The sequence below is a fragment of the Rhodonellum psychrophilum GCM71 = DSM 17998 genome, from assembly GCF_000381545.1.
GTDB classification, from domain to species: Bacteria; Bacteroidota; Bacteroidia; order Cytophagales; family Cyclobacteriaceae; genus Rhodonellum; species Rhodonellum psychrophilum.
Map to the genome: position 1 here is coordinate 109,989 of NZ_KB906678.1, position 23,845 is coordinate 133,833.

22 protein-coding genes are annotated in these 23,845 nt (G+C 41.3%); 10 read left to right on the forward strand and 12 right to left on the reverse strand.

Annotation, left to right across the window (positions count from 1 at the left end; genetic code table 11):
• Nucleotides 1-45 precede the first annotated feature (45 nt).
• From F824_RS0111115 to F824_RS0111130, 4 genes are read right to left on the reverse strand one after another with little or no spacing between them, the layout of a single operon-like run.
• Nucleotides 46-1,137, reverse strand: a complete 1,092-nt coding sequence (locus tag F824_RS0111115) for a hybrid sensor histidine kinase/response regulator (protein ID WP_019597966.1) — start codon at nucleotides 1,135-1,137, stop codon at nucleotides 46-48.
• Entirely contained in the window at nucleotides 1,130-3,280 is a 2,151-nt protein-coding gene (locus tag F824_RS0111120; protein WP_019597967.1) for a 7TM diverse intracellular signaling domain-containing protein, read from the reverse strand. The genes F824_RS0111115 and F824_RS0111120 overlap by 8 nt, the downstream gene beginning before the upstream one ends.
• A complete protein-coding gene (locus tag F824_RS0111125) occupies nucleotides 3,258-3,974 on the reverse strand; it encodes a hypothetical protein (protein ID WP_019597968.1) in 717 nt (238 codons plus the stop codon). Before F824_RS0111125 ends, F824_RS0111120 begins: the two co-directional genes overlap by 23 nt.
• Complete coding sequence (locus F824_RS0111130; protein ID WP_019597969.1) at nucleotides 3,964-5,067, reverse strand: ThiF family adenylyltransferase; 1,104 nt, start codon at nucleotides 5,065-5,067, stop codon at nucleotides 3,964-3,966. Before F824_RS0111130 ends, F824_RS0111125 begins: the two co-directional genes overlap by 11 nt.
• 220 nt (nucleotides 5,068-5,287) lie before the next feature.
• Between F824_RS0111130 and F824_RS0111135 the strand changes: the two genes are divergently transcribed.
• Complete coding sequence (locus F824_RS0111135) at nucleotides 5,288-5,761, forward strand: response regulator (RefSeq protein WP_026333648.1); 474 nt, start codon at nucleotides 5,288-5,290, stop codon at nucleotides 5,759-5,761.
• Here F824_RS0111135 and F824_RS0111140 read toward each other — a convergent pair.
• The 3 genes from F824_RS0111140 to porX are packed head-to-tail and all read right to left on the reverse strand — an operon-like array spanning nucleotide 5,758 to nucleotide 8,957.
• Nucleotides 5,758-6,972, reverse strand: coding sequence for an alanine dehydrogenase (locus tag F824_RS0111140; protein WP_019597971.1), 1,215 nt, complete (start codon nucleotides 6,970-6,972; stop codon nucleotides 5,758-5,760). The genes F824_RS0111135 and F824_RS0111140 overlap by 4 nt on opposite strands.
• On the reverse strand, nucleotides 6,953-7,396 hold the full coding sequence (locus F824_RS0111145; RefSeq protein ID WP_019597972.1) for a bifunctional tRNA (adenosine(37)-N6)-threonylcarbamoyltransferase complex ATPase subunit type 1 TsaE/phosphotransferase: 444 nt from the start codon (nucleotides 7,394-7,396) through the stop codon (nucleotides 6,953-6,955). The genes F824_RS0111140 and F824_RS0111145 overlap by 20 nt, the downstream gene beginning before the upstream one ends.
• 1 nt (nucleotide 7,397) lies before the next feature.
• On the reverse strand, nucleotides 7,398-8,957 hold the full coding sequence (gene porX, locus F824_RS0111150) for a T9SS response regulator signal transducer PorX (RefSeq protein ID WP_019597973.1): 1,560 nt from the start codon (nucleotides 8,955-8,957) through the stop codon (nucleotides 7,398-7,400).
• 51 nt (nucleotides 8,958-9,008) lie between these two features.
• On the opposite strand from porX, the gene F824_RS0111155 reads away from it, so the two are divergent.
• The 6 genes from F824_RS0111155 to F824_RS0111180 are packed head-to-tail and all read left to right on the forward strand — an operon-like array spanning nucleotide 9,009 to nucleotide 14,678.
• On the forward strand, nucleotides 9,009-10,247 hold the full coding sequence (locus tag F824_RS0111155) for an HD domain-containing protein (RefSeq protein WP_019597974.1): 1,239 nt from the start codon (nucleotides 9,009-9,011) through the stop codon (nucleotides 10,245-10,247).
• Nucleotides 10,248-10,269: 22 nt separating this feature from the next.
• Nucleotides 10,270-11,292: a UDP-3-O-(3-hydroxymyristoyl)glucosamine N-acyltransferase gene (gene lpxD / locus F824_RS0111160; protein ID WP_019597975.1), complete on the forward strand. Its 1,023-nt coding sequence runs from the start codon at nucleotides 10,270-10,272 to the stop codon at nucleotides 11,290-11,292.
• 39 nt (nucleotides 11,293-11,331) lie between these two features.
• Nucleotides 11,332-12,726 (forward strand): bifunctional UDP-3-O-[3-hydroxymyristoyl] N-acetylglucosamine deacetylase/3-hydroxyacyl-ACP dehydratase, encoded by a 1,395-nt coding sequence (locus tag F824_RS0111165; RefSeq protein ID WP_019597976.1) that lies wholly within the window; start codon nucleotides 11,332-11,334, stop codon nucleotides 12,724-12,726.
• Entirely contained in the window at nucleotides 12,723-13,502 is a 780-nt protein-coding gene (gene lpxA, locus F824_RS0111170) for an acyl-ACP--UDP-N-acetylglucosamine O-acyltransferase (RefSeq protein WP_019597977.1), read from the forward strand. The genes F824_RS0111165 and lpxA overlap by 4 nt, the downstream gene beginning before the upstream one ends.
• Before the next feature lie 3 nt (nucleotides 13,503-13,505).
• Complete coding sequence (locus tag F824_RS0111175; RefSeq protein ID WP_019597978.1) at nucleotides 13,506-14,141, forward strand: ABC transporter ATP-binding protein; 636 nt, start codon at nucleotides 13,506-13,508, stop codon at nucleotides 14,139-14,141.
• A gap of 48 nt (nucleotides 14,142-14,189) precedes the next feature.
• Entirely contained in the window at nucleotides 14,190-14,678 is a 489-nt protein-coding gene (locus F824_RS0111180) for a hypothetical protein (protein ID WP_026333650.1), read from the forward strand.
• A gap of 198 nt (nucleotides 14,679-14,876) precedes the next feature.
• Here F824_RS0111180 and F824_RS0111185 read toward each other — a convergent pair whose 3' ends face one another.
• Together F824_RS0111185 and F824_RS0111190 are read right to left on the reverse strand one after the other, a co-directional pair.
• A complete protein-coding gene (locus tag F824_RS0111185; protein ID WP_019597980.1) occupies nucleotides 14,877-17,261 on the reverse strand; it encodes an endonuclease MutS2 in 2,385 nt (794 codons plus the stop codon).
• Nucleotides 17,245-17,607, reverse strand: coding sequence for a DUF4296 domain-containing protein (locus tag F824_RS0111190; protein WP_019597981.1), 363 nt, complete (start codon nucleotides 17,605-17,607; stop codon nucleotides 17,245-17,247). Before F824_RS0111190 ends, F824_RS0111185 begins: the two co-directional genes overlap by 17 nt.
• A gap of 104 nt (nucleotides 17,608-17,711) precedes the next feature.
• Here F824_RS0111190 and F824_RS0111195 point away from each other — a divergent pair, with 104 nt between their 5' ends.
• The 3 genes from F824_RS0111195 to F824_RS0111205 are packed head-to-tail and all read left to right on the forward strand — an operon-like array spanning nucleotide 17,712 to nucleotide 20,515.
• Nucleotides 17,712-18,590 carry a DUF58 domain-containing protein gene (locus tag F824_RS0111195; RefSeq protein WP_019597982.1) on the forward strand — a complete coding sequence of 293 codons (879 nt, stop codon included), beginning with the start codon at nucleotides 17,712-17,714 and terminating at the stop codon, nucleotides 18,588-18,590.
• A complete protein-coding gene (locus F824_RS0111200) occupies nucleotides 18,583-19,482 on the forward strand; it encodes a hypothetical protein (protein ID WP_026333651.1) in 900 nt (299 codons plus the stop codon). Before F824_RS0111195 ends, F824_RS0111200 begins: the two co-directional genes overlap by 8 nt.
• Nucleotides 19,469-20,515, forward strand: coding sequence for a vWA domain-containing protein (locus F824_RS0111205; protein ID WP_019597984.1), 1,047 nt, complete (start codon nucleotides 19,469-19,471; stop codon nucleotides 20,513-20,515). Before F824_RS0111200 ends, F824_RS0111205 begins: the two co-directional genes overlap by 14 nt.
• A gap of 7 nt (nucleotides 20,516-20,522) precedes the next feature.
• On the opposite strand, the gene F824_RS0111210 is transcribed toward F824_RS0111205, so the two are convergent.
• The 3 genes from F824_RS0111210 to F824_RS0111220 form a co-directional block, all read right to left on the reverse strand.
• Entirely contained in the window at nucleotides 20,523-21,602 is a 1,080-nt protein-coding gene (locus F824_RS0111210) for an alkane 1-monooxygenase (RefSeq protein WP_019597985.1), read from the reverse strand.
• A 52-nt stretch (nucleotides 21,603-21,654) separates the two neighbouring features.
• Nucleotides 21,655-22,284 (reverse strand): hypothetical protein, encoded by a 630-nt coding sequence (locus tag F824_RS0111215; RefSeq protein ID WP_019597986.1) that lies wholly within the window; start codon nucleotides 22,282-22,284, stop codon nucleotides 21,655-21,657.
• A 164-nt stretch (nucleotides 22,285-22,448) separates the two neighbouring features.
• The gene (locus tag F824_RS0111220) at nucleotides 22,449-23,816 is read right to left on the reverse strand and encodes a cystathionine beta-synthase (RefSeq protein WP_019597987.1); all 1,368 of its coding nucleotides are present in this window, start codon (nucleotides 23,814-23,816) and stop codon (nucleotides 22,449-22,451) included.
• Between the last annotated feature and the right edge of the window lie 29 nt (nucleotides 23,817-23,845).

Consider the following 23,845-nt stretch of genomic DNA (forward strand, 5'->3'; position numbering starts at 1 on the left):
ATCTCAAAAATGATAAAAATCCCAAAGAAAAAAGTCCTTGAGAATTCAATTTGGGGGCAAGGAGGGTAAGATGACGGTGAATTCTGATCCATGGTCCATTTCAGAAATCAGTTTGATCTGGCCCCCCATTTGCGCAACAGATTCTTTCACCATATACAATCCAAGTCCAGATCCTACATTTTTCTGCGTTGCGCGTTGAAACAAATCAAAAATCGAAGTGTGGTATTTTTCATCTATTCCTATTCCATTGTCCTCAATGCAAATAATTGCTTTTTTGTTTTCGACTGAAATCGATAAATTGATGAATTTTGATGTTAATCCGTCTTTCTGAAACTTAAATGCATTGCTGAAAAGATTGTTCAAAATCACTCTGATTTTGGCATCATCAGAATGAAAAAGTTCAGGTTGATTGATATTGACCGACAGGGTAATCCCATCCAATCCCCATTTACTTTTGTAGCTGTCCAATTGGGATTCCACAATGTCCTTAAAATTGATTTCAGTAACCTTGTTTTCGATTTTCGTAGAGCGGTAAAAATCCAGCATTTTATAAATGAAATCATCCAGCTTAATGGTAGCTGAATCAATCATCTCAAAATACTCAATGATTTCCGGATCTTTCACTTCCATCTTGGCAAGTTTGGACACACCCGAAATACTCATCAAAGGCCCCCTCAATTCATGAGACAAACTGTACACAAATTGGTTCATCTCGGAATGGACTTTTACAAGCCTTTCGTTTTTATCTTTCAGCTCTTTTTTTGTGAAATAGATTTCAGCAGCATTGATGATGGCATTTTTAATTTGGTCAAGATTCCAAGGTTTGTCAATGAATCGATAAACTTCACCCTTGTTGATTGCATCGATGACGCTGGCAATATCCGAGTAGCCCGTAAGTAGGATTCTGATGGGATCAGGCTTGATTTTCATCAATTTTTCAAAAAACTCCACACCGGATATACCCGGCATTCTTTGATCAGCGATGACCACGTGAAAATCCTCAGTCTCTGCTATTTTCAACCCTTCTAGGGCATCGATTGCAGTGATGATTTTAAAATCTTTTCTCAAACTGGCCTTAAATGAATTCAGGTTATTGTCCTCATCATCTAAATACAATACACGAATCTTTTCACTCATTTTGTGGTAATTTTTGATAATGGGGCAAAATAATAATAAAACTGGTGCCTTTATTAATTTCGGTCAAAACTTCAAGTTTGCCTTTATGGTTTTCAATAATTGTGTAGACGATGGATAAACCCAAGCCCGTACCTTGCCCCACTTCTTTGGTGGTGAAAAAAGGCTCAAATATGCGCTGCTTGACATGCTCCGGCATTCCTGGGCCGTTGTCTCCGATTTCTATCCTTACGGAATCCCCAAGATTTCTAGTGGAAATGGTAATTTCAGGATTGGGGTTGTCCTCAAGATGATCGGTCAAGGCATGAATGGAATTGGTGATGATATTCATGAAAACCTGATTGATCTTTCCAGCCAGACATTCGACCATAGGAAGTTCACCAAATTCCCTGATGATTTTAATTCTTCCCGACATCGAGCTGTTCAATAGGACCAAAGTGCTGTTGATTCCATCGTGAAGATCCACCTTCTTGACATCCTGCTCATCCACTCTGGAGAACAGGCGCAACCCTTTCACGATTTCAACAGTACGTTTCGCTCCATCCTCCATCCCTTTCAGTAACTGGTTGATTTCTGTAAGGATGTAATCCAATTCAAGATCCTCTTCGAGTCCAGTGATTTCCTTTTTGGTTGCTTCCGAAAATTCCTCTCCGCCTTTTTCCCTGTAGACTCCGACAATTTCCAACAGGTCGGCTATATCCCTTTTGAGCGGGGAGATATTGGAACTCACAAAATTGATGGGATTGTTGATCTCATGGGCGATTCCGGCAGTCAGCTGACCCAGGGAAGCCATTTTTTCTTGATTGATCAACTGGATTTGTGTGTTTTGGAGATTCCGGAGCGTTTCCTCGAGTTCTTCAGTGCGTATTTTCACTTTTTGCTCGAGGCTTGTATTTTGCTCCTTGATGAGACGCTCGTTATCCTTTAATATCTCAAGTTTTTCGTGCTGTTCGTCTTCCTTCTCCTTTTTCAGGATATTTATTCTGTCAGCCAAAGCCAAAGATAGAAGGATTGCTTCCATGGCAGTCCCAAGAAGCATGGGGAAATTGGCATATATATTCAAATTTAAAACCCCTTGGTTTTGCATGATATAAAAAACTAGACCAATTAAGAAAACCCCCCAAGCAACTAGAAAATAAATAGCTGGTCGATACCCCAATTTTGCCACAATCACACCAGTTGTCACAAAGAAAATCACCCCTACGAGTCCCGCAATATCTACCATTCGGTAACTTAACTCCACAAAGCCAAGCAATCTTAACCCAATAGCTATTGAATACAATATTACGACTACAACGAGATATTTGTCTAGCTTTGGAACATGAAAACTTGTTTTTAAAAACAATTTAATAAATCCAATTGCAAATATTCCTGCCATGGAAGGAAATGCAATCACACTAAAACTATATATATCCGCATTTTGCCCTAAAAAATAAAAATAAGAATAGCCTAGTAATGACAATTGCGCCAAAGCTATAAACATAACATAAAATGAGTAAAATAAATAAACTCTATCTTTAATCATTAAAAAAATAATAATGTTGTATAAAAACAAAGACAACATTATACCAATATAAACATTCACCAAATTTGCAATAGTGGAAAACTTGCTTAAATACTCGTTTCTTTCTACTAATTCAAGGGTGAAGCCTAACTTATCTTTTGAATTTACTTTCAATAAAAAATCTGAGCTATTTAAATCTTCATAACTAAACTCAAATACTGGCCTTGGATTTGAAAAAATATTGACATCTCTTAAATTTATTCCAGCCTTTTTATATACTTCAAGACTACCGTCATGCAAGATTTTATATAAAAAAATTTCATTTATAAGTGGATTCGAAAATTCAAGAAAATAGATATCCTCGGGATTTGAAGCCAAATTCTTCCCGCTAAACCGAATTAAAAGATCTCCTTTGTGAAAACCAATATTTTCAGGAATAAACATAGGGTCTTGAATTTCAATTTCATTTATATTTGAAATGCTCTCAATGTCCGTTTCCTCCAGCAAGATGAAATTTTCTACAAATACACCTTTCTCTATCTTCATCAAATCAGAGTAATAAATCACAACGATTGATAAAATAAAAAACAACCCAACAGCTGCAATAATGGAAAGGCCCTTATGGTTTTGAATTAGCTTCATGTAATTTCTGAATTTGAAGTTCAAACGCTATTTCTAAAGAACCCTTAGGACCCGATTCGCTGGATTGAAGTTGTACATTATTTCTTAGGCTGAAAATATAATCTCGATCTTCTTCACTTGCTGTCGGAAGATTTTCAAGATCACTTATTTCCAATACTGTAGCGATCAATCCTTCTTTTGGATAAAAAAACTTCCCTTCATTCCCAAGACTTCTAATGATATCAAAACCCACTTTTTTGCAATTTCTAAGGGTTGCGGGAGAAGCCAAAGCAAGTAGCTTTTTTATTCCTAGTTGGGAGCAAATCGCAACACCTACTCTACCCAAATATATACTTCCTATGCCATAACCAGCAACTTCTATACTATTCCACAAGCCACAGAATTCAGCTACATCAAGGGGTTTATAGTCCCCCATGTAGTCAATAATATGTCTATCAAATTCTCTAATTGCCGTCTCTAAAGGCAAAGGAGTGTTTTCTGAATTCAATTGAATCCTTGCACCGCCCAATAACCTTTGATCATCAACCGCTTCAACCACAATTAAATAGACATTTGGATTATCTGTCCAAGAGGTGTCTGCAGAAGTCACTTTTGTCACACCATAGGTTTCTAAGACCTTATAATGTCCCTGGACATATTTTTCTGTAATCAATCTTTCAGAAATGGCCTTGACAACTCTTACTCTAACTTTCATGGGGAATTTCTAAATATTGATCCAGATCAACATAAATTCGACCCGAAAATTGATTTTTTTTGGTCAGGACCATCCTACAGTAATATGCACAAGCGGCACCTCCCAGCATTACAGTTGTCGCTGGTTGAGGCCAATTGGTAATGGTTAAGCCTATTTGAGACATGCTATACTTCCCTGCTGAAGAAATGTTTTCGAAATCCAGAATACTCATAAGAATTTCAACTTTTTTTTCTGCAAAAAGACCCAGAATTTCAGACTCAGATCCGAATTTTTCCAAAAAACCGTGGAAAATCATTCTATTTGGCTCTAGATCAAATCGTTCAATATCAATCATTCCTCTATCGCTCGTATCCATTAATACTGGGATGCCTAGATTTTTCGCCTTGATTCTCGTCTCTATTTTAATTTCTAAACTATCACACTCTTCAATAACTAAATCTAATGTACCATTTTCCGTGAAAAAATCATCCATCGACTCTGAAGAAACGCCGTTTTCGAATATTGTCACCTTTAAATAAGGATCTATCTCCGCGATTTCTCTTGCTACTATTGTTGTTTTTTTTAATCCTAAATTATAAAGCCCCGTTCTGATTCTATTTAAATTGGAAAGCTCCAAAGTATCAAAATCAGCAATTCTCAATTCTCCAAAAGACCTTTCCATTGCCAGGGCGATGGCTACGCTTTGTCCAACTGACAGCCCTATGACGCCTATTTTTTTTGTGGACAAAAGATCCTGTTCTTCCTGCGTGATTTTGAACTTGTTTCTAGCTGTCCTGACGGCTATAAATTCCTCTTCCGGTAATATCCGGACCAGGGCATTTTTCCAGGGATAATAAACCCAGTTTCCATAAGTGAGCCTATCCTCAACATCAAAAAATTCCTCTACCTGTTTTTTTAACTCAAAAGAGGTAAATTTGAGACTTGGGTTTTGAAGCTTTATAAGATCACTTACTTGACTTTCGAGTTCATCCATAACCTGCAATAAAGAATTCTCTCTCAGTTCTTTTATAAAATCGGAATCCTTTGGCACACTGGGATTAAGCAACAGATGATTTGAATTCTGAACCGAATCAGACTTTAAATTAAAATTCATGGAAAACTAATAGGGTGGATGGTAGAGGTAAAGTTATATTTTTGATTCAAGATTCATATTAAAAAGGTAAAAAATATTCCTCAAAATGATTTTTATTTAGATATTTGGTGAATCGCTGGAATAACGAGTTGTTTTAGGTGTAAATCCCCTATTCAATAATATTAATAGCCAATTATTTGGCCAGGCAATCCAATAACCCTACTTTAAAAAAATGCGCCAAATGATAGAACCTAAGGAAGAGAAAATTAGAATCTTATATGTCGATGACGAGGAAAACAATCTTCAGGCATTTAAGGCGACTTTTAGACGGGACTATAAAATATTTTTGGCCATTTCAGCACAGGAGGGTAGGGAATTGTTAAAAACTCAAGATGTAGACATCATTATCACCGACCAAAGAATGCCGGAAGAGGTTGGTGTTGATTTTTTGGCATCTGTGATCCCACTTTATCCAGAGCCGATGCGAATCCTCCTAACCGGTTACACTGATATCCAGGCAGTTATCGACGCTATCAACAAGGGTCAAGTTTACCATTACCTCACCAAGCCGTGGGAAGAAGATTACATGAGGACTGTGATCAAAAATGCTTATGAAGTACTGTCCCTTCGAAAAGAAAATAAAAAACTGACCGATGATCTATTAAAATCAAACGATCAGTTGGAATTTCTGCTAAGACAAAACCTGCTTTCTTAGTATCTGGCAGCCAATAACAATTGGAGTTCTTTGTGGGTCATCATGAATTTCCTGGCCAAATAGGCGTTGGTCAAACTTCCCCTGTAGGTATAAACCCCTTTCATAAACCACTTGTAATTAAAAATCATTTCTTCTGCTCCACCCAAATCGGCCATCTGAAGGAGTATAGGTGTAAAAATATTGCTTAGCGCAACCGAAGCTGTCCTTGATACCCTAGACGCAATGTTGGGGACGCAATAATGGATGATATCATACTTGAGATAGGTGGGATTGTCATGAAAAGTCATCTCGGCGGTTTCGACGCAACCACCCTGATCGATGCTGACGTCGATGATGATACTTCCGGGCATCATCGCTGCAACCATTTCCTCGCTGACCACGATTTTATTCCTGCCTTTTTCGGCACGCAAAGCCCCAATCACGACATCCGCTTCTTTCAATGCCTGTCCAAGCGTATAATTGTCAATGGTAGAAGTGTAAACTTGCTGCCCCAACAACTGCTTGATTCTTCTTAATTTATAAATATGGTTGTCAAATACCTTGATATTGGCACCAAGTCCAATTGCCGTCCTGGCAGCATACTCGGCTACTGTACCGGCCCCGATGATGACTACTTGGGTGGGCGGGACTCCAGTAATCCCTCCCAAAATCAGTCCCTTTCCATCACTCACGCTGCTGAGGTATTCGGCGGCAATCAGCATCACTGTACTTCCTGCAATTTCACTCATCGCCCTGACCACTGGCATACCTCCGACTTTATCTTCCAGATTTTCGAATGCGATTGCAGTAATCCTTTTCCCATTTAAGGCATGGATATATTCAGCATTTTGCTTTCCAAGCTGCAAGGCCGAAATCAGGCAGGAACCGACTTGCATAAATCCGATTTCCTCTAAAGTAGGCGGTTCTACCTTAAGGACTATTTCCACATCAAAAGCTTCCTTTGCTGCATAGACGACCTTTGCCCCTGCATCAGAATATTCCTGATCCGTAAATTTGGATTGTTTGCCGGCAAGTGTTTCGACCACCACCTGAAGGCCGTTGTTCACCAGGAGTGCGACCGCTTCAGGGGTCAACAGTACCCGCTTTTCTTGGGCAGCTGTCTCTCTGGGCAATCCGATGAGGAGTGAATTTTTGGATTTTTTCACTTTTGCCACTGCTTCTTTTGGATATACCCCTACCGCTTCGGTCACCTCAACCATGATCTTTCCCATTTTCTATTTGATGTATGGTAATTTTTCTCCCGCCTTCCTCTTCCGTCTCAATATTGATCAGCATAAAAGATTCTGGAATATATTCAGGAATTCTTTCCGCCCATTCTATCCAACAATAATGTCCACTAAAGAAATATTCATCGATCCCAACCTCCAAAATATCGGTAGGATCCTCGATTCTGTAAAAATCGAAATGATAGAAAATCTCACCCAGATCATTTTGATATTCATTGACAAGCGAAAAAGTTGGGCTTGAGATCAATTCATGTATCCCAAAAACTTCTCCGACTGCCTTGATGAGCGTGGTTTTGCCTGCCCCCATTCTTCCCTTAAACACCCAGATCGGTTGATTTTTACAAATTTCAACGAGCTTTTTGGCAACCTCAGGAAGGTCTTCAATATCTTGACAATAAATATTTTTCAAATTAATTTTTCTTTGGCACCAAGTGGACTACCGGTAAAATGATTTCTTCCAAAGATACACCGCCGTGCTGAAATGTATCCTTGTAGTAATTTACGTAATAATTGTAATTGTTTGGATATGCAAAGAAATAATCTTCTACGGCAAAAACATAACTTGTCGAGACATTAAATTTTGGGAGTTTGGCATCTTCCGGTCTATGGATCTCGAAGACCTTACCACTTTCAAAGTTTAGATTTTTGCCTTGTTTGTATCTCAGGTTCGTGGTGATGTTCTTATCCCCGATGATTTTGTAGGGTCGATTTACTCTCTTCGTGCCGTGATCGGTGGTCACGATCACTTCTGCTCCCACATCATGGATTTTTTTGAAGAGGTCAAAAAGAGTGGAATGCTCAAACCAACTTTTGGTCAAGGAACGGTAAGCGGATTCGTCAGGTGCCAATTCTCGGATCATCTTCATGTCGGTCCGGGCATGTGACATCATGTCCACAAAATTATAGACCACCACATTCAGGTCGTTGGTCAATAAATTGTGAAACTGGTCTAAAATTACTTTTCCCTGATGGACCTGAAGCACTTTATGGTAACTAAACTTGATATTCAATTTATTTTTGTGAAGATTCTCTCCCAAAAACTCCTCCTCATTGTTGTTTTTTCCTTCGTCGGTGTCCTCGCCTTCCCAAAGATCTGGGTGAAACCTCGCCATATCCGAAGGCATCATGCCGCTAAACAATGCATTCCTTGAAAATGCTGTGGTCGTTGGCAAAATACTGAAATAAGTACCTTCCTCTTTGGTAATGAAATATTCATTTATCAGAGGCTCCAGAACCTCCCATTGGTCCAATCTGAGGTTATCAATCACTACAAAAAACAGGGGTTTACCCGGAACAATGTGTGGGAAAACCTTTTCTTTCATCAATTTATGGGACAAAATGGGTTTGTCCACCTTTGGATCATTGATCCAATCGATGTAATTGGCCTTGATAAACTTTGCAAATGCAGCGTTTGCCTCGATTTTTTGGGTTTCCAAAACCTCCCGCATACTTTTGTTTTCGGTCTTATCGATCTCCAATTCCCAATACGTTATCTTTTTGTAGATATCCGTCCATTCCTGATGGGAGGTGGCTTCATCACAGGCCATGCTGATGTTCCTGAAATCCTGTCGGTAGGAAAGGTTGGTCTTTTCGGAGATCAGCTGTTTGTTTTGAAGGATTTTTTTAACCGACAAAAGTATTTGGTTGGGATTTATCGGTTTGATGAGGTAATCTGCTATTTTACCTCCAATGGCATCTTCCATAATGTGTTCTTCCTCACTTTTGGTGATCATCACGACTGGAATATGCGCCTTTGTCAGTTTGATTTGTTGAAGAGTCTCCAGGCCTGTCATGCCCGGCATCATTTCATCCAAAAATATTACGTCATAATTTTCATTTTCAACCATTTCTATGGCATCAAGACCGCTGTTGACGGTCGTGATCTCATAGCCTCGCTGCTCGAGAAAAAGTATATGGGGCTTTAGAAGATCAATTTCGTCGTCCGCCCACAGGATTTTATATTTTTGCATAAAATTTGGTTTATTTCTCTTAAAATTATAATTACTTTTGAATTCAATCAAATGTCGAAGACATTGAAAAGCACTAAAATATTGAATGATCCTGTTTATGGGTTCATTACCATTCCCAGTGAATTGATTTTTTCAATCATCGATCATCCCTACTTTCAAAGGTTACGTCGGATCAAACAACTGGGTTTAACTGATTTCGTCTATCCAGGCGCGCTTCACACCAGATTTCACCACGCCATCGGTGCCATGCACCTGATGAGCATCACTTTGGACAACCTCAGGAATAAAGGTAACGAAATCAGCGACAAAGAATACGAAGCTGCACTTATTGCCATTTTGCTCCATGATATTGGACATGGTCCATTTTCCCACGCACTGGAATTCAGCCTTCTCAAGGACATTCCACATGAGTCCCTTTCCCTTTTGGTGATCGATCTACTCAACAGGCAATTCAATGGCCAACTTGACTTGGCCCTGCGGATTTTTAAGAATCTTTATGAAAGAAAATTCTTTCATCAGCTCGTTTCCAGCCAGCTGGACATTGATCGACTGGATTATCTCCAGCGTGATTGTTTTTTTACGGGCGTTTCTGAAGGCACCATTGGGGCTGACAGAATCATCAAAATGATGGATATCAAAAACGATCAACTGGTGGTCGAAGAAAAGGGTATTTACAGCATTGAGAATTTCCTGAATGCCCGAAGGCTGATGTATTGGCAGGTTTATCTCCACAAAACCACCGTCAGCGCCGAAAAAATGCTGATCAATTTGATCAAACGAGGAAAACATGTGCAACAAGCTGGAACTAGGCTTTCGGGAACCGAGGAATTCACCCATTTCTTGGACCATGATTATACCTTGGAAGATTTCAAAAACTCAGACGCACTTCTCAAGATGTTTTTGGCGCTTGATGATTTCGACATTTGGGGTGCGATCAAACTGTGGAAAAACAACGATGATTATGTAATCAAGAATATTTCCCAGATGTTTCTGCACAGGAATTTATTTAAAATCAACCTGAGCAACGATGCCTTCCAAGAGGAAGAGCTGGAGGGAATGAGGGAAAAAACCTTAAAAAATCTTAACATTGATGAATCAGATCTTCCCTATTTTTTCAATCACGGATCCATCAGCAACCATGCCTACGTGGCCAAGGAACGGATTTTGATACTGACCAAGAAGGGTCAAATCATAGATTTGGCCCAAGCCGCCGACCTTCCAAATATCAAGGCAATGAGTAAAATTGTCAAAAAACATTATGTCTGTCGCGCTAAAAATTTAACTTTGTAGACTATAAATAATATTATTGAATATGGAATTCACCATCGATCAGGTTGCTTTACTCATAAATGGAAAGGTAGAAGGAGAAGGAAATATAAAAGTAAACAGGCTGGACAAGATCCAAGAAGGAAAGCCAGGTGGAATCAGTTTTTTTTCAAATGAGAAATACGAAAATTACGTTTACGAGACAGATTGTTCAGCGATCATCGTCTCAGAAAACTTCACTCCCAATAAAGCCATTAAACCGACATTAATCAGGGTTAAAAATGCCTATGTGGGTTTTACTCAATTATTGGAAGCCTATTCCCAAATCACAAAAATGCAGCTGACAGGCACTACCCAACCCTGTTACATGGATGAAAGCAGCACAATCGGGGAGGGTTTTTACAGAGGTGCTTTTTCGTCTATTGGAAAGAATTCCAAGATTGGAAACAATGTCAAAATACATTCCCAAGTATATATTGGAGACAATGTCACCATCGGTGACAATTGTATTTTTCACCCCGGCGTAAAGATTTGCAATGACAGTCAAGTAGGGAATAATTGTGAATTCCACCCAGGAGTGGTGATCGGTTCGGATGGTTTTGGCTTTGCTCCAATGGAAGACGGCACCTTCAAAGCAATTCCCCAAATCGGAAATGTCATTATAGAGGACAATGTCAGTGTTGGGGCCAATTCCACCATAGACCGGGCCACCATGGGTTCGACAATCATAAAAAAAGGAGCCAAAATCGACAACATGGTGCAGATAGCGCACAATGTGATCATCGGAGAAAATACCGTCATCGCCGCACAGGCAGGAATCTCTGGCTCTACCGAAATCGGAAAAAACTGTATGATCGGAGGTAAAGCCGGAATCGTCGGGCATTTAAAAATTGCGGATCACACCAACATCGGTGCCAACACAGGCATCAGCAAATCCATCGAAAAGAGCGGACAGACCATTTTGGGATACATGGGTTTTGACTTCAAAAGCTTCCTGAAGTCCTATGCAGTTTTCAAAAATCTGCCCCAGCTTCAAGACAAATTAAAAGAACTGGAAAAAAAACTATAAATTTACGTTTTCAAAATTTTCTGTAAGAATTGCATACCTATGAGGGTAAAACAACATACCATTAAAAAACAAGTCACTTTATCGGGCGTAGGCCTCCATACCGGGGTAATTTCCAATATGACTTTTATGCCTGCCCCCCCCAATCACGGCTATAAATTCCAAAGGATAGATTTAGAAGGTCGGCCAATCATTGATGCCGATGTAGACAATGTGGTCGATGTCTCCAGAGGGACTACTTTAGAACAAAGTGGAGCAAGGGTATTCACTGTAGAACATGTCTTGGCGGCTTTGGTCGGCATGGAGATTGACAATGTATTGATTCAGCTGGATGGGCCAGAACCTCCAATTTTGGATGGATCCTCCATAAAATTCATTGAGATTTTGGAGGAAGCCGAACTGGAAGAACAAAATGCCCTGAGGCGATTTTTTGAAGTTCCCGAAAGCATCACGTATAGAGATGCAGCAAGAGAGGTGGAAATGGCCGCATTGCCCTTGGACGATTACAGAGTCACCGTGATGGTCGATTACAATTCACCAGTTTTGGGAAGTCAGCATGCTTCCATTACCGACATCAGTCAATTCAAATCGGAAATCTCCTCCTGCCGCACTTTTTGTTTTCTCCATGAATTGGAGATGCTCTACAACCAAAACCTCATTCGGGGTGGAGACCTCAACAATGCCATCGTGGTCGTGGACCGAGTCGTCGAGGAAAAAGAATTGGCCCATTTGGCCAAAATGTTCAACAAAGAAAAAGTTGAAGTCCGCAAAGAAGGAATCCTAAACAATGTCGAACTCCGTTACAAAAACGAACCTGCAAGACATAAATTATTGGATGTGGTTGGAGATTTGGCCTTGGTCGGAAGACCGCTGAAGGCCCAGATTTTGGCTGCCAGACCAGGACATGCCGCAAACGTGGCCTTTGCCAAAAAAATCAAAAGAGCAATGGAAAAGGCAGGACCAAGCCATATTCCACATTATGACCCCAAGTTGCCTCCTGTGATGGATATCAACCAGATCAGCGAGATTTTACCGCATAGATACCCTTTTCAGCTTTTGGATAAAATCATCTATTTAGATGAGACCGTGGTGGCTGGAGTAAAAAACGTCACCATCAATGAACCCTTTTTCATGGGGCACTTTCCCAATAACCCGATTATGCCCGGCGTTTTGCAGGTAGAGGCAATGGCCCAGACCGGTGGTATATTGGTGTTGAGCACCGTTCCGGATCCTGAAAATTATTGGACTTATTTTCTGGGAATTGAAAATTGCAAATTCAGGAAAATGGTACTTCCGGGAGACACATTGGTATTCAAATGCGAACTATTGGCTCCCATTAGAAGAGGTATCGCTAAAATGAAAGGAGAAGCATACGTCGGCAATACTCTTGTTTGCGAAGCCGTTATGACAGCAAGTATCGTTAGAAAAGAATCATGATCAACAAACTCTCACATGTCCATGAAGGCGCAATTTTGGAAAACGGAGTCCAAATAGATCCTTTCACCATGATCCATGACAATGTCGTGATCGGCGAAGGAACTTGGATTGGCTCGAACGTGACCATCTATCCAGGAGCCCGAATCGGTAAAAACTGTAAAATTTTTCCTGGATCAGTCATTTCTGCCATACCTCAGGATTTAAAATTCCAAGGTGAGGATTCTACTGTCGAAATCGGGGACAATACCACCATCCGTGAGTGTGTCACTATTAGTCGTGGCACCATTGACAAAAGAACGACCAAAATAGGAGCCAACTGTCTTTTGATGGCCTATGTACACATCGCACACGATTGTTTGATCGGAAACAATGTGATCATTGCAAATGCAGTGCAGGTAGCTGGACACGTCACCGTGGATGACTGGGCAATTGTAGGTGGCAGCAGTGCCATTCATCAATTTGTAAAGGTAGGCATGCACTCCATGATATCAGGTGGATCCTTGGTCCGAAAAGACGTACCACCCTTCACCAAGGCTGCAAGAGAGCCATTAAGCTATGCCGGTGTCAACAGTTTGGGATTGAGAAGAAGAGGGTTTTCCAATGAATCCATCAGCCATATCCAGGAGGTTTACAGGTATCTTTTCCTAAACAGCCTAAACAACAGTCGCGCCTTAGAGGAAATAGAAGTCAATCTGCCCGCTACCAAGGAAAGAGATGAAATCGTGAACTTCATCCGTTCATCCGAAAGAGGTGTTATGAAAGGATACATCAATTAAGACATGTTGGAAATCAAGATGCAGGAAGCATCCAAAAGATTCCAATACGAATGGATTTTCAAAAACATCACTTTGGATCTCGCTGCTGGATCAAAAACCGCTATCAGAGGGAGCAATGGTTCGGGTAAATCCACCTTGTTAAAATGCATTTCAGGATTGATCCCAACCACTGAAGGCAAAATCACCTATTTTTTGAAGGGAATCCAAATTCCGGATGCTGAAATTTATCGGCATTTGGTCCTCAGCGCACCCTATTTGGAACTCCCTGAAGAATTTACTTTGATAGAACTTTTAAGGTTCCACTTCAAATTCAAAAAAATCATTGAAAACATCAGCTTCGATAAAATGATGGAGAACATGTTCCTGAAAGAGCATCAAAACAAGCCGATCAGCCAGTTTTCATCAGGCATGAAACAAAGACTCAAAATCGGGCTTTGTTTTTTCTCGGATGCTCCTTTCGTTTTGTTGGATGAACCCACCTCCAACCTAGATGAAAGAGGGATAAATTGGTATTTGGATATGGTGAAGGAATTTGGAAAAGAAAGAACCATCCTCGTTTGTTCCAATGATGCCAAAGAATATACTTTCTGCCAAAACCACATCAATGTTGAAGAGTATAAGATCAAACAAAGTATTTGATTATTCAACCTATTGTTTAAATTTACCAGATACCAAATTTCACCCAAAATGCAAAAGTCCATCCTTGGTTTATTATTGATTGCTGTGTTAGGAATTGGAATGATTTCCTGCAAAGAAAAAAAGGATGAGCCTACCCCGAGCAAAACCACCGAACAATTGGCAATCGAAGATCTCGCAGGAACATCCTCCATTGCTTGGACGATTGCTGGGGGTGGATCCGTGGTAAGGGATGGCAGGTCAGAGACAAACATCTATCAAACCTTCGAAATCCAATTTACAACAAATGCAAGCAGTAAAACCTACGCAACAGTCAACAACAACAGTCTTTTTGACAACAATGGAAACTGGACTTTTGTAGGAGATAATTTTGATAAAATCCGACTGAGCGGAAGCCAGCCAGTGGCTGGAAATGAAATATCCTTTACCCGAACGGGAAATGATTTGATTTTGAATTTCAGTATCGCTGTACCAAGCGGAAGAAATTTACGCAGCAATGCCGTTGCTGGGTCGTATACATTTACCCTGAAGAGAAAATAAAAGACATTTTGATCATCCGCGATTGTGCCAGTAAAATCAATTTTTTAATAAAAGGGATGGAAGCCGGAAGCCGGAAGAAACCTCTAATTAAGGTTTCTGCAAAGGATCATCTGAATTTCAGCATCTACCGGTAGTATTGCGGATATGCAGAAAAGACAATATATCGAAATAAAAAAAAGGAGCTGATGGCTCCTTTTTTTATTTCATCTGTACCACTGTGACCCCTGCACCTCCCCTGTCGGCATGTTCATCGTCCATCCTACTGACTTGATTCATATTGCGCAATAGATTGCGCGTAATGTCCTTGAGCACGCCATTGCCCTTCCCATGGACTATTCTGAGTTCTTTCATCCCCAGCATGTATCCTTCATCAATGAAAGTCTGGATGATGGGGAGTATTTCCTCCACTCTTTTCCCACGGATATCCAAATTGGTGGAATACGCCATCATCTTTTCGTTGGTATCATAGCCAATTCGCTTCGAATAAGCTTTCTTCTCCTTTTTAACCTCCGCGTGCGAAATTTTCTCTAAACGGCTCAACTTTACGTTTGACTTCAATTCCCCAATGCTGATTTCCACCTCCTTGTTTTTCAGTGCCAAAACTTCCGCCACGGCGCCGTTGTCCTTTAGCCTAACAAAATCACCAACATTGATTTCTCCGCCTATCACCTTGATCTCGGGCGTAAGCACCACGGTTTTTTCAGGTTTGATTTTGACTTTCAGTTCCTCCAGCTCAAGCCTGGCCTTTTTGGTTGCTTCCTTGTCCGCTTTGTTTTCCTTGATGGTTCGGATGGTCGCCTCGATCTGTTTGTTGACATCATCCAAGAGTGCCTTGGCTTCGGCTTTCGCTTCTTGGATATATTGCTTTTTATTGGTCTCGATAGTTTCCTTCAGCTGATGGTACTCTTTCATCCGCTGCTGGAGCAGTCTTTCCTTTTTCTCGTTTTCGATGACCAACTGTTCGTACTTGGTCTTTTCATTTTCAAGTTTGTTGAGCATTTTGTCATACCGCACCCTTTCTTCTCCAATATTTTCCTTGGCATAGGCAATGATATCTTTGGAGATTCCGATTTTGGAAGCAATTTCCAAGGCAAAGGAACTGCCCGGTTTGCCAATGTCGAGTTGATAGAGCGGCTCCAATTTATCCACATCGTAACGCATCGCGCCATTGACCAAACCCTGGTTTTTTGAGGCGATTTCCTTGAGATTCCCATAGTGGGTGGTCACGATACCATAAGCCCCCAATTTATTCAAAGCCAACAGAATTGCTTCCGCGATGGCCCCACCGAAAAGCGGCTCGGTACCGGTACCAAATTCATCGATGAAGAAAATCGTTTTTTTATCGGCAAACTGAGTGAAATACTTCATGCTCATCAAATGAGAACTGTAGGTACTCAGGTCATTCTCGATGTTTTGTTCATCTCCAATATCAATGAAGAAATTATCGAACAAGGTGCATTTGGAATGCGGATCAACGGGGATCAATAGGCCACACTGCAGCATGAATTGGATGATGGAAACGGTCTTGAGCGTCACTGACTTCCCTCCCGCATTTGGCCCCGAAATCACCAGCAAACGTCTGTTGTGATCCAGTTGAACATTCAATGGAACAATTTTTTTTTCCTGCTCTTTCAGCGCAAACTCCAAGAGTGGGTGCCTTGCATTGTACCAATCGATCAGCTTGGCCTTTTCCAAAATAGGCCTGTGTGAATCGGTTTTAATGGCGAATTTTGCTTTGGCACGGATAAAATCCACCATTCCCAAGAAATAAAAAGCCCTTCTCAATTCCGGAATGAAAGGCCTGAGCGTATCTGTGAGCGCCATGAGGATCCTTTGGATCTCCCGCTTTTCCATGTATTCCAAGTCCTTGAGCTCATTGTTGATGTCGAGCACTTCGGCCGGTTCCATATAGACAGTTTGTCCGGTGGCGGATTCATCATGGATAAAACCCTTGATTTTCCTTTTGCTCTCGGCCAATACCGGGATCACCATTCTGCCGCCCCTGATGGTGACGGAGGCGTCTTCAGGCGTGTATCCTTTGGACCGTGCATCCCTAAAGATGCTGTCCAATACTTTTCTTAAACGACTCTCCTCGTAAATGATCTGTGCCCTGATCAGGGACAATTCCTTGGAAGCATTGTTCCTGATTTTCCCCTTTTCGTCAATGATACGCTCAATGGCTTTTAAAAGCGTTTGATCCATATTGACCAAGCCAAGAAGCTGAAAGAGGTTTGGGTACTCCTCCGCATGCTTGTTGAAAAAGTCCATGCATCCTTTTAGGGTGAAAAGGGAAAGTTTAATCTCATGGAATTCATCTTCGTACAGGAAAGTCCCCTCAATCTTGGCTTTTTCCAAATAGGGATAAACATCTGTATAGTTGGAGGAAGGGAAAGCTTCTCCCGACAGGAGTATTTTTTTGAATTCTTGGGTTTGATCGAGCAGCTTGGTGACCAAGTTGAAATCCTTGGAGAAATTCATCTTGTCGACAAAACCCCTTCCCAAAGAACTGGTACAATCGTTTTTGATCAGCTCTTTTATTTTCGAAAAATTAATCTTCTCTTCTAAGTTATTCGGGTAAAGCATCGCTCGATTTTAGATTTCCTACTTTTTCGTAAACGTTCAAGGAATCAATGGTCCTTGCATACAATCTGTCCATAATTGCAGGATCCCTCATATAGTATTCCAAACTTTGTGTGAAAACACTATCCGGGACCTGATGTTTGGAAAAAACTTCGGTTTCCAAATATGGGTAGAGCTTTCTGGAGGAATCATAAGGAATGGGGAAAGTACTCACGAGCCCTTCGGCCAAATGGATATCGATCATGATTTCGACCATTTTATCCTCCCCCAAGATTCCTACGGGTGGTCGGTTTTTTCCACAACCGACGAGAAAGAAGATGCATATGAATATGATTTTGAGATTTTTCACGTTCCAAAATTAGCCAATTCCGTGAAATAAAAGACAAGCCTTCACCATTACTCTTTTTATTATTCGACCTATCCTGCTAAATTACGCATCCGAAAACCAAACCAATGAATCAACTCCTCAAAAAACTGCGAAAATACGAAATCATGATCCGAAAGGTGGCCAATAATCACCTTCAGGGAGATTACCAATCCATTTTTAAGGGCGCAGGTTTGGAATTCGATGATTTGAGACCCTACCAATATGGGGATGATGTGAGGACAATTGAGTGGAAAGTATCCGCAAAAGGCCACGGCACATTTGTAAAAACCTTCAAGGAAGACAAGGACCAATCGGTCTATTTTTTACTGGATATCAGTGGTTCACAAAACATTGGGGAAGACGGAAGGAAGAAGATTGACTTGGGAAAGGAAATTGCGGGAGTGTTGACTTTGGCTGCCATTTTTGAAGGAAGCCAAGTGGGCCTCATTTCTTATTCTGATCAGAAAGAAAATATTTTGCTCCCCGGAAAAGGTCCAAAACAAGGTGTGAAGATGATCCAGGGAATATTTAACCACCAAAACAAATCCCTTAAAACCAACCTCAAAGAAATGTTTACCTTTGGTCTCAACCTGATCAAAAAGAGAAGCATCATCATCGTCATTTCCGATTTCATTGATGAGGGATACGAGCGCCCTTTCAAGGCCTTAGCCGAAAAACACGATTTGGTGGCCATCCAATTGACCGATCCCAGGGAATCGCTGCTCCCTTCTTTGGGGATTATCCCCGTCTATGACAAAGAGGAAGGCCGGACCACTTGGGTCAACACTGCATTTGGAGGTTTCTCCAAAAAAATATCCCAGACCTTTACCACGGAAAGGGAACATTTAAAAGAACTTTGCAAAAAGAACCAGATCAACTATCTCGCCATCGACACCCAGCAGGATATCGTCGGTCCTTTGATAGAAATGTTCAAGTACCGTAACAAATCGATGAAACGTGGCTAAGCTCCAATTTATAATAATAAGTTTCGCATTTCTTCTGATTTCCAATTTGGCTCCTGCACAGGAATTGAAAGTGGAAGGCTATTTTATGCAGGATTCTGCAAAACTCGGCGAGCGTGTGGCCTATGTCCTCAAAGCTTCCTACAGCCAACAAACAAATTTGATATTTCCCGACTCTACTTTTGATTTCGGCTCCATGGCCTTTTTGGAGAAGAAAACATACATTTCACACACCAAAAACAATGTCACAGTAGACAGCGCCGTGTATTTTGTTTCCAACTTCTCGTTGGACCCGATCAGAAAATTTTCCCTGCCTGTCTTTGAAGTCCTTAAATATGACAGCGTAGCCCACTATCCAGAAGAAGCAGGACTTGCTTTGAAACTCATGATTGCTCCTTTGCCTGAACAATTGGCATTTCAGGACAACAATGTGTATCAACCTATCGCTACTGATTTCAACTATCCAGTTTTATTTCTGATTTTGGCCATCGTGCTAGCTTTGGCTATCGTCTCTTTGTTGTTTTTGAGAAAACCGATCCGGAGACAATGGGTCATTTGGATGGAGAAAAGAAAGTACAAACGTTTCCTTAAAAGATGGGAAAACGCGGAAAAATCGTTTGCTTCCCATTCCGACATGAGCCATGCGGATGAACTCTTGAGTCTTTGGAAAACCTATATGGAACATCTGAAAAACAAGCCTTTCAGAGAATGGACAACTGTAGAAATTTCTGATTTCTTGGAAAATAAAGAAATCATCAAAGATTTCAGGGAAATAGAAATGATCATCTATGCAGGAAAAGGCGGCCAAAACATAGAGGAAGCCTGCAAAAACCTAAAGGGGATCTGTACCCAAACCTACCAACAAAAAATAGTGGAACGCGATGAGAGGAAGTGATATTCTAGATTTTTTTTCTTTGTATTGGTTCCTTCCTGAAACTTTGAAATCCTTTGATTGGGAAAATTTATGGGCGCTCCATTTGCTGTGGGCAGTCCCATTGCTCTTGGTACTCCGGAAATTCATCAAATTCCTTAAGAACCCAGTTCTGGAACTTTCACTTCCCGGAAGTGTGTCTCAAAACAATCCTTGGACTTACCTCCGCCTGATCCCAACCTTATTTTTCATACTCTCGCTTTGGATGGTGGTCATCGCTCTGGCAAGGCCACAGCGCACCAACGAAAAAGTGGAGCAATACACGGAGGGAATAGATATCATGATTGTGTTGGATATTTCAGAGTCCATGGACCTTCAGGATTTCAAACCAAATCGCTTGGAGGCCGCCAAGGAAACGGCCATTCAATTTATCAACGGGCGATTTGGAGATAGAATCGGCATGGTGATTTTTTCGGGAGAAGCCTATTCGTTGGCTCCTTTGACGACAGATTACGCCCTGCTCACTGATCTGATCAAGGAAGTCTCTTTCAACATGATGGATGCCAAGGGTACTGCCATCGGAAGTGCGATTGCCGCTGGCACCAACAGAATGCGGGAATCGGAATCCAAATCAAAGGTAATGATCCTTCTCAGTGATGGGGAAAACAATGCCGGGAACGTGGACCCTATTTTCGCAGCTGATCTGGCAGCGGCAATGGACATCAAAATCTACACCATTGCGGTCGGTAAAGACGGTATGGTGCCTTATGGAGTTGATTTCTTTGGAAGAACGCAGATGATCGAGAGTTATCTCGATGAGACCACCCTCCGTGAGATTTCAAAAATCGGAAAAGGTGACTTCTTCAGGGCATCGGATGACGATGCTTTGGACCAGATTTTTTCGCAAATCAACAATCTGGAGAAAGCAGAAATCATAGAATCCCGATACAAGGAAACAGTGGACTATTACCGCTCGTACCTCTTTTGGGGATTGTTGTTTTTCTTTGTTTGGATGACCTTAAAAAGCAGTTTTCTGAACAATTTCCTGTTGGATTAAAAAAAAATCAAACCCCAATTTTCTCCTTCCAATCCACCAAGCGTCTGTCCATTACTCTGAACCATAATGGAGGAAACAAGGCCAAGATGATCATTGCGGAATAGCCACTGGGCAATTGGGGGCTTTCCTCGTAATGATTGAGAATCTGATAGGGTTTATAAGCATTGGCATGGTGGTCGGAGTGCCGCTGCAGCTGAAACAACAGGAAATTGCTCACGACATGGCTTGCGTTCCAGGAATGCAAGGCCGTTACTCTTTCATAGCGACCATTTTCCAGGATTTTTCTTTCCATCCCATAGTGCTCGATATAGTTGACCAACTCCAGCAGGCTGAATGCAAAAAAGCTCTGGGCAAAGAAAAATACTGGAATTTCCCACAGCAACCTTTCTTGCCAAACCGAAAACCCAAGGGTAAAAATCCCTACGAAAAGAACAGGCAGAAGTACAAACTGGAACATTTGGTTTTGTGCAGACCAAACGGACAAATTCTTTTTGGACAAACGCTCCTTCTCCAGTTGAATGGCGCTGCGAAAGCCATCAATGACCGACCTGCCCCAAAAGCGATAGAAGCTTTCCCCAAACCTGCTGGTTGCGGGGTCAGCAGGCGTGGCCACCCGGACATGATGTCCACGATTGTGCTCGACGATAAAGTGCATGTAACAAACGGTCATCAGAAGAATTTTTGCATAGAATTGCTGCAAAGGGTCTTGCTTGTGGCCGAGTTCATGGGCGACGGTAATCCCCACTCCACCGGTCACCAAGGCCATTCCAGTGACAAAGGCAATCCACCTCCCCAATGACATCGGAATTTGGGAAACGACATAAAATCCCCAGACCAATATCCCCACTTGAACAAAGACCCAGAAATAGGTAACCAATCTGTAAAACCGTGCTTTGGAAGCTGGAGAAATTTCGTTTGCAGGAAGGTTTGCTTTGTCTTTGCTGATCAAAAAATCCATCAGGGGTACGACCACAAAAACAAAGACATGGATCAGAAGCAGATTCAATCCCCCCAAATAAAATCCCGCAACCAGTAGGATAGGCAGTATAAATGCGCTGTAAAAACCGATTTTTTTAAATTGCTTCATATCAGCAATTTAGAATTTCAGATCGAAAAATAAAACAATGGCAAAAGAAAATCTATTCTGAGAAAACATCTTTGGTCAGGTCCTCAAAAATCACATAGGTAACATAGAAAGTCATAGGGACAGTAACCAATAATCCCATCCCAAAAAGCAACAATCCGAGAAAATTCATGACAATCAGGATCAAGGTCAGCAAAAAGAATTTCCACCACCTCACGGTAATCAGCTTTCTGCTGGCCTCCAAGGCATTCCAGAAATCAAACCCACCAAATATTGCCATCAATACAGCAAAGCTATAAGCCACCATAAGATATATTCCCGGGATCACCAACAACACAATGCCAAAAAACGTCAGGATCTGACCGATCAGCCAAATGGAAACCACCGGCAAGAAAAACATAAATCCCCTGAAAAAATCAGGATAGATCACGGGCTGGTTTTGATTGATTTTATTGGCGGCCAAATAGAATCCTGAAAAGAATGGGGGCGCCAACAGAATACTGTACAACAAGGTAAAGTCCTTCAAATACACCACAAAAAGGAGCTGAATGGAAAGGATGAGCAAAGTATAGGAAATACTCAATACGGGCTGCGCCAGAAACAATTGCCATGCTTTTTCAAATGCCTCTTTGATGTCAAAATCGTAGCCTTTTGCAATCAGAACGTCAAGTTTCTCTTTACTCATAATTCAGTTTGTTTCACAAAAAAACGCCGAGGATAGTCAAGTTATAGTCAATACTACAAACCAATTATCCTCGGCGTTCACATTTCAGATCGTTTACTAAAAACACTTGGGGTTAAATTCTATAGGAAAAGACTTTGCCCATCTATTTTTCGCTATTTGATTTTCTATTTGGTAATCGCCTCCAAGATATCATGCTTGGTGATGATATGAATCTGATGGTTTTCATCGCGTACCAAGATGGCTTTTTCTTTGTCCAGCATCGAAGAAAGCACATCCAAAGTACTGTCCAATGCCACGAACTTCATCGAATCTTCCATCACTTCCGATACGTTGGCATCTTTAAGTTCAGGGTTGAGGATAATTTTGGCCAAGAGCTTGTTGTCGGTAATACTGCCCACCACATTCCCATCTTCCATCACCGGGATTTGGGAAACACTTTTGCCGTTCATCAATGCGATGGCATCTTTTACTTTGTCTGATTTGTTGCTGACGACAAGTTGGTAGCTTCCATTTCTGGATGAGATGATCTCCCTTGCCGTTCCAGAGAATTTGTTTTCAAGAAAACCGTGGTTTCGCATCCACTCATCATTGTACACCTTACCGAGATATCGTGTGCCATGATCCGGCAAAATGATAACCATCCGATCGCCCTCCTTCAGGTTTTCCTTCGCATACTCCAAAGCGCCATGAACTGCAGATCCACAAGACCAGCCCACAAACAAACCTTCTTCCCTGGACAGTCTTCGGGTCATGATGGCGGCATCCTTATCGGTTACTTTGACAAAATGGTCAATCAAGGAAAAATCAACGTTTTTGGGAAGAATGTCTTCTCCGATGCCTTCTGTCAGGTAAGGATAAATTTCATTTTCGTCGAATACACCGGTTTCCTTATATTTTTTGAAAACCGATCCGTAAGTATCGATCCCAACAGTGATGACCTCGGGGTTTTGTTCTTTCAAGAATTTGGCCGTTCCAGACATGGACCCACCGGTGCCCACTCCAGCTGCGTAATGGGTGATTTTCCCTTCAGAATCCTTCCAGATTTCAGGACCCGTGGTTTCATAATGAGCTTTCCAATTGGAGAGATTGTCGTATTGATTGGGATAGAAAGAATTTGGAATATCCTGGTTCAATTTTTTCGCAACAGAGTAATAGGACCTTGGATCATCAGAAGCCACATTGGTTGGACAAACAATGACTTCGGCACCTACTGCTTTAAGAATATCTATTTTTTCCTTTGACTGCTTGTCGGCCATCGTGAAGATACATTTGTATCCTTTGACGATCGCAGCAAGCGCCAATCCCATTCCGGTGTTGCCACTTGTACCCTCAATGATGGTCCCTCCAGGCTTCAAAATCCCGGCAATCTCGGCATCCTCCACCATTTTGATGGCCATTCGGTCTTTCATGGAATTTCCTGGATTGAAATACTCCACCTTGACAAGAATCTCACCTTTAATGCCTTTATTGACCTTATTAAGTCTTACTAGCGGGGTATTTCCAATGGTTTCAATTATGGAATTATAAATCATAAATCTCTTGTTCTAATTTCCTGCAAGTT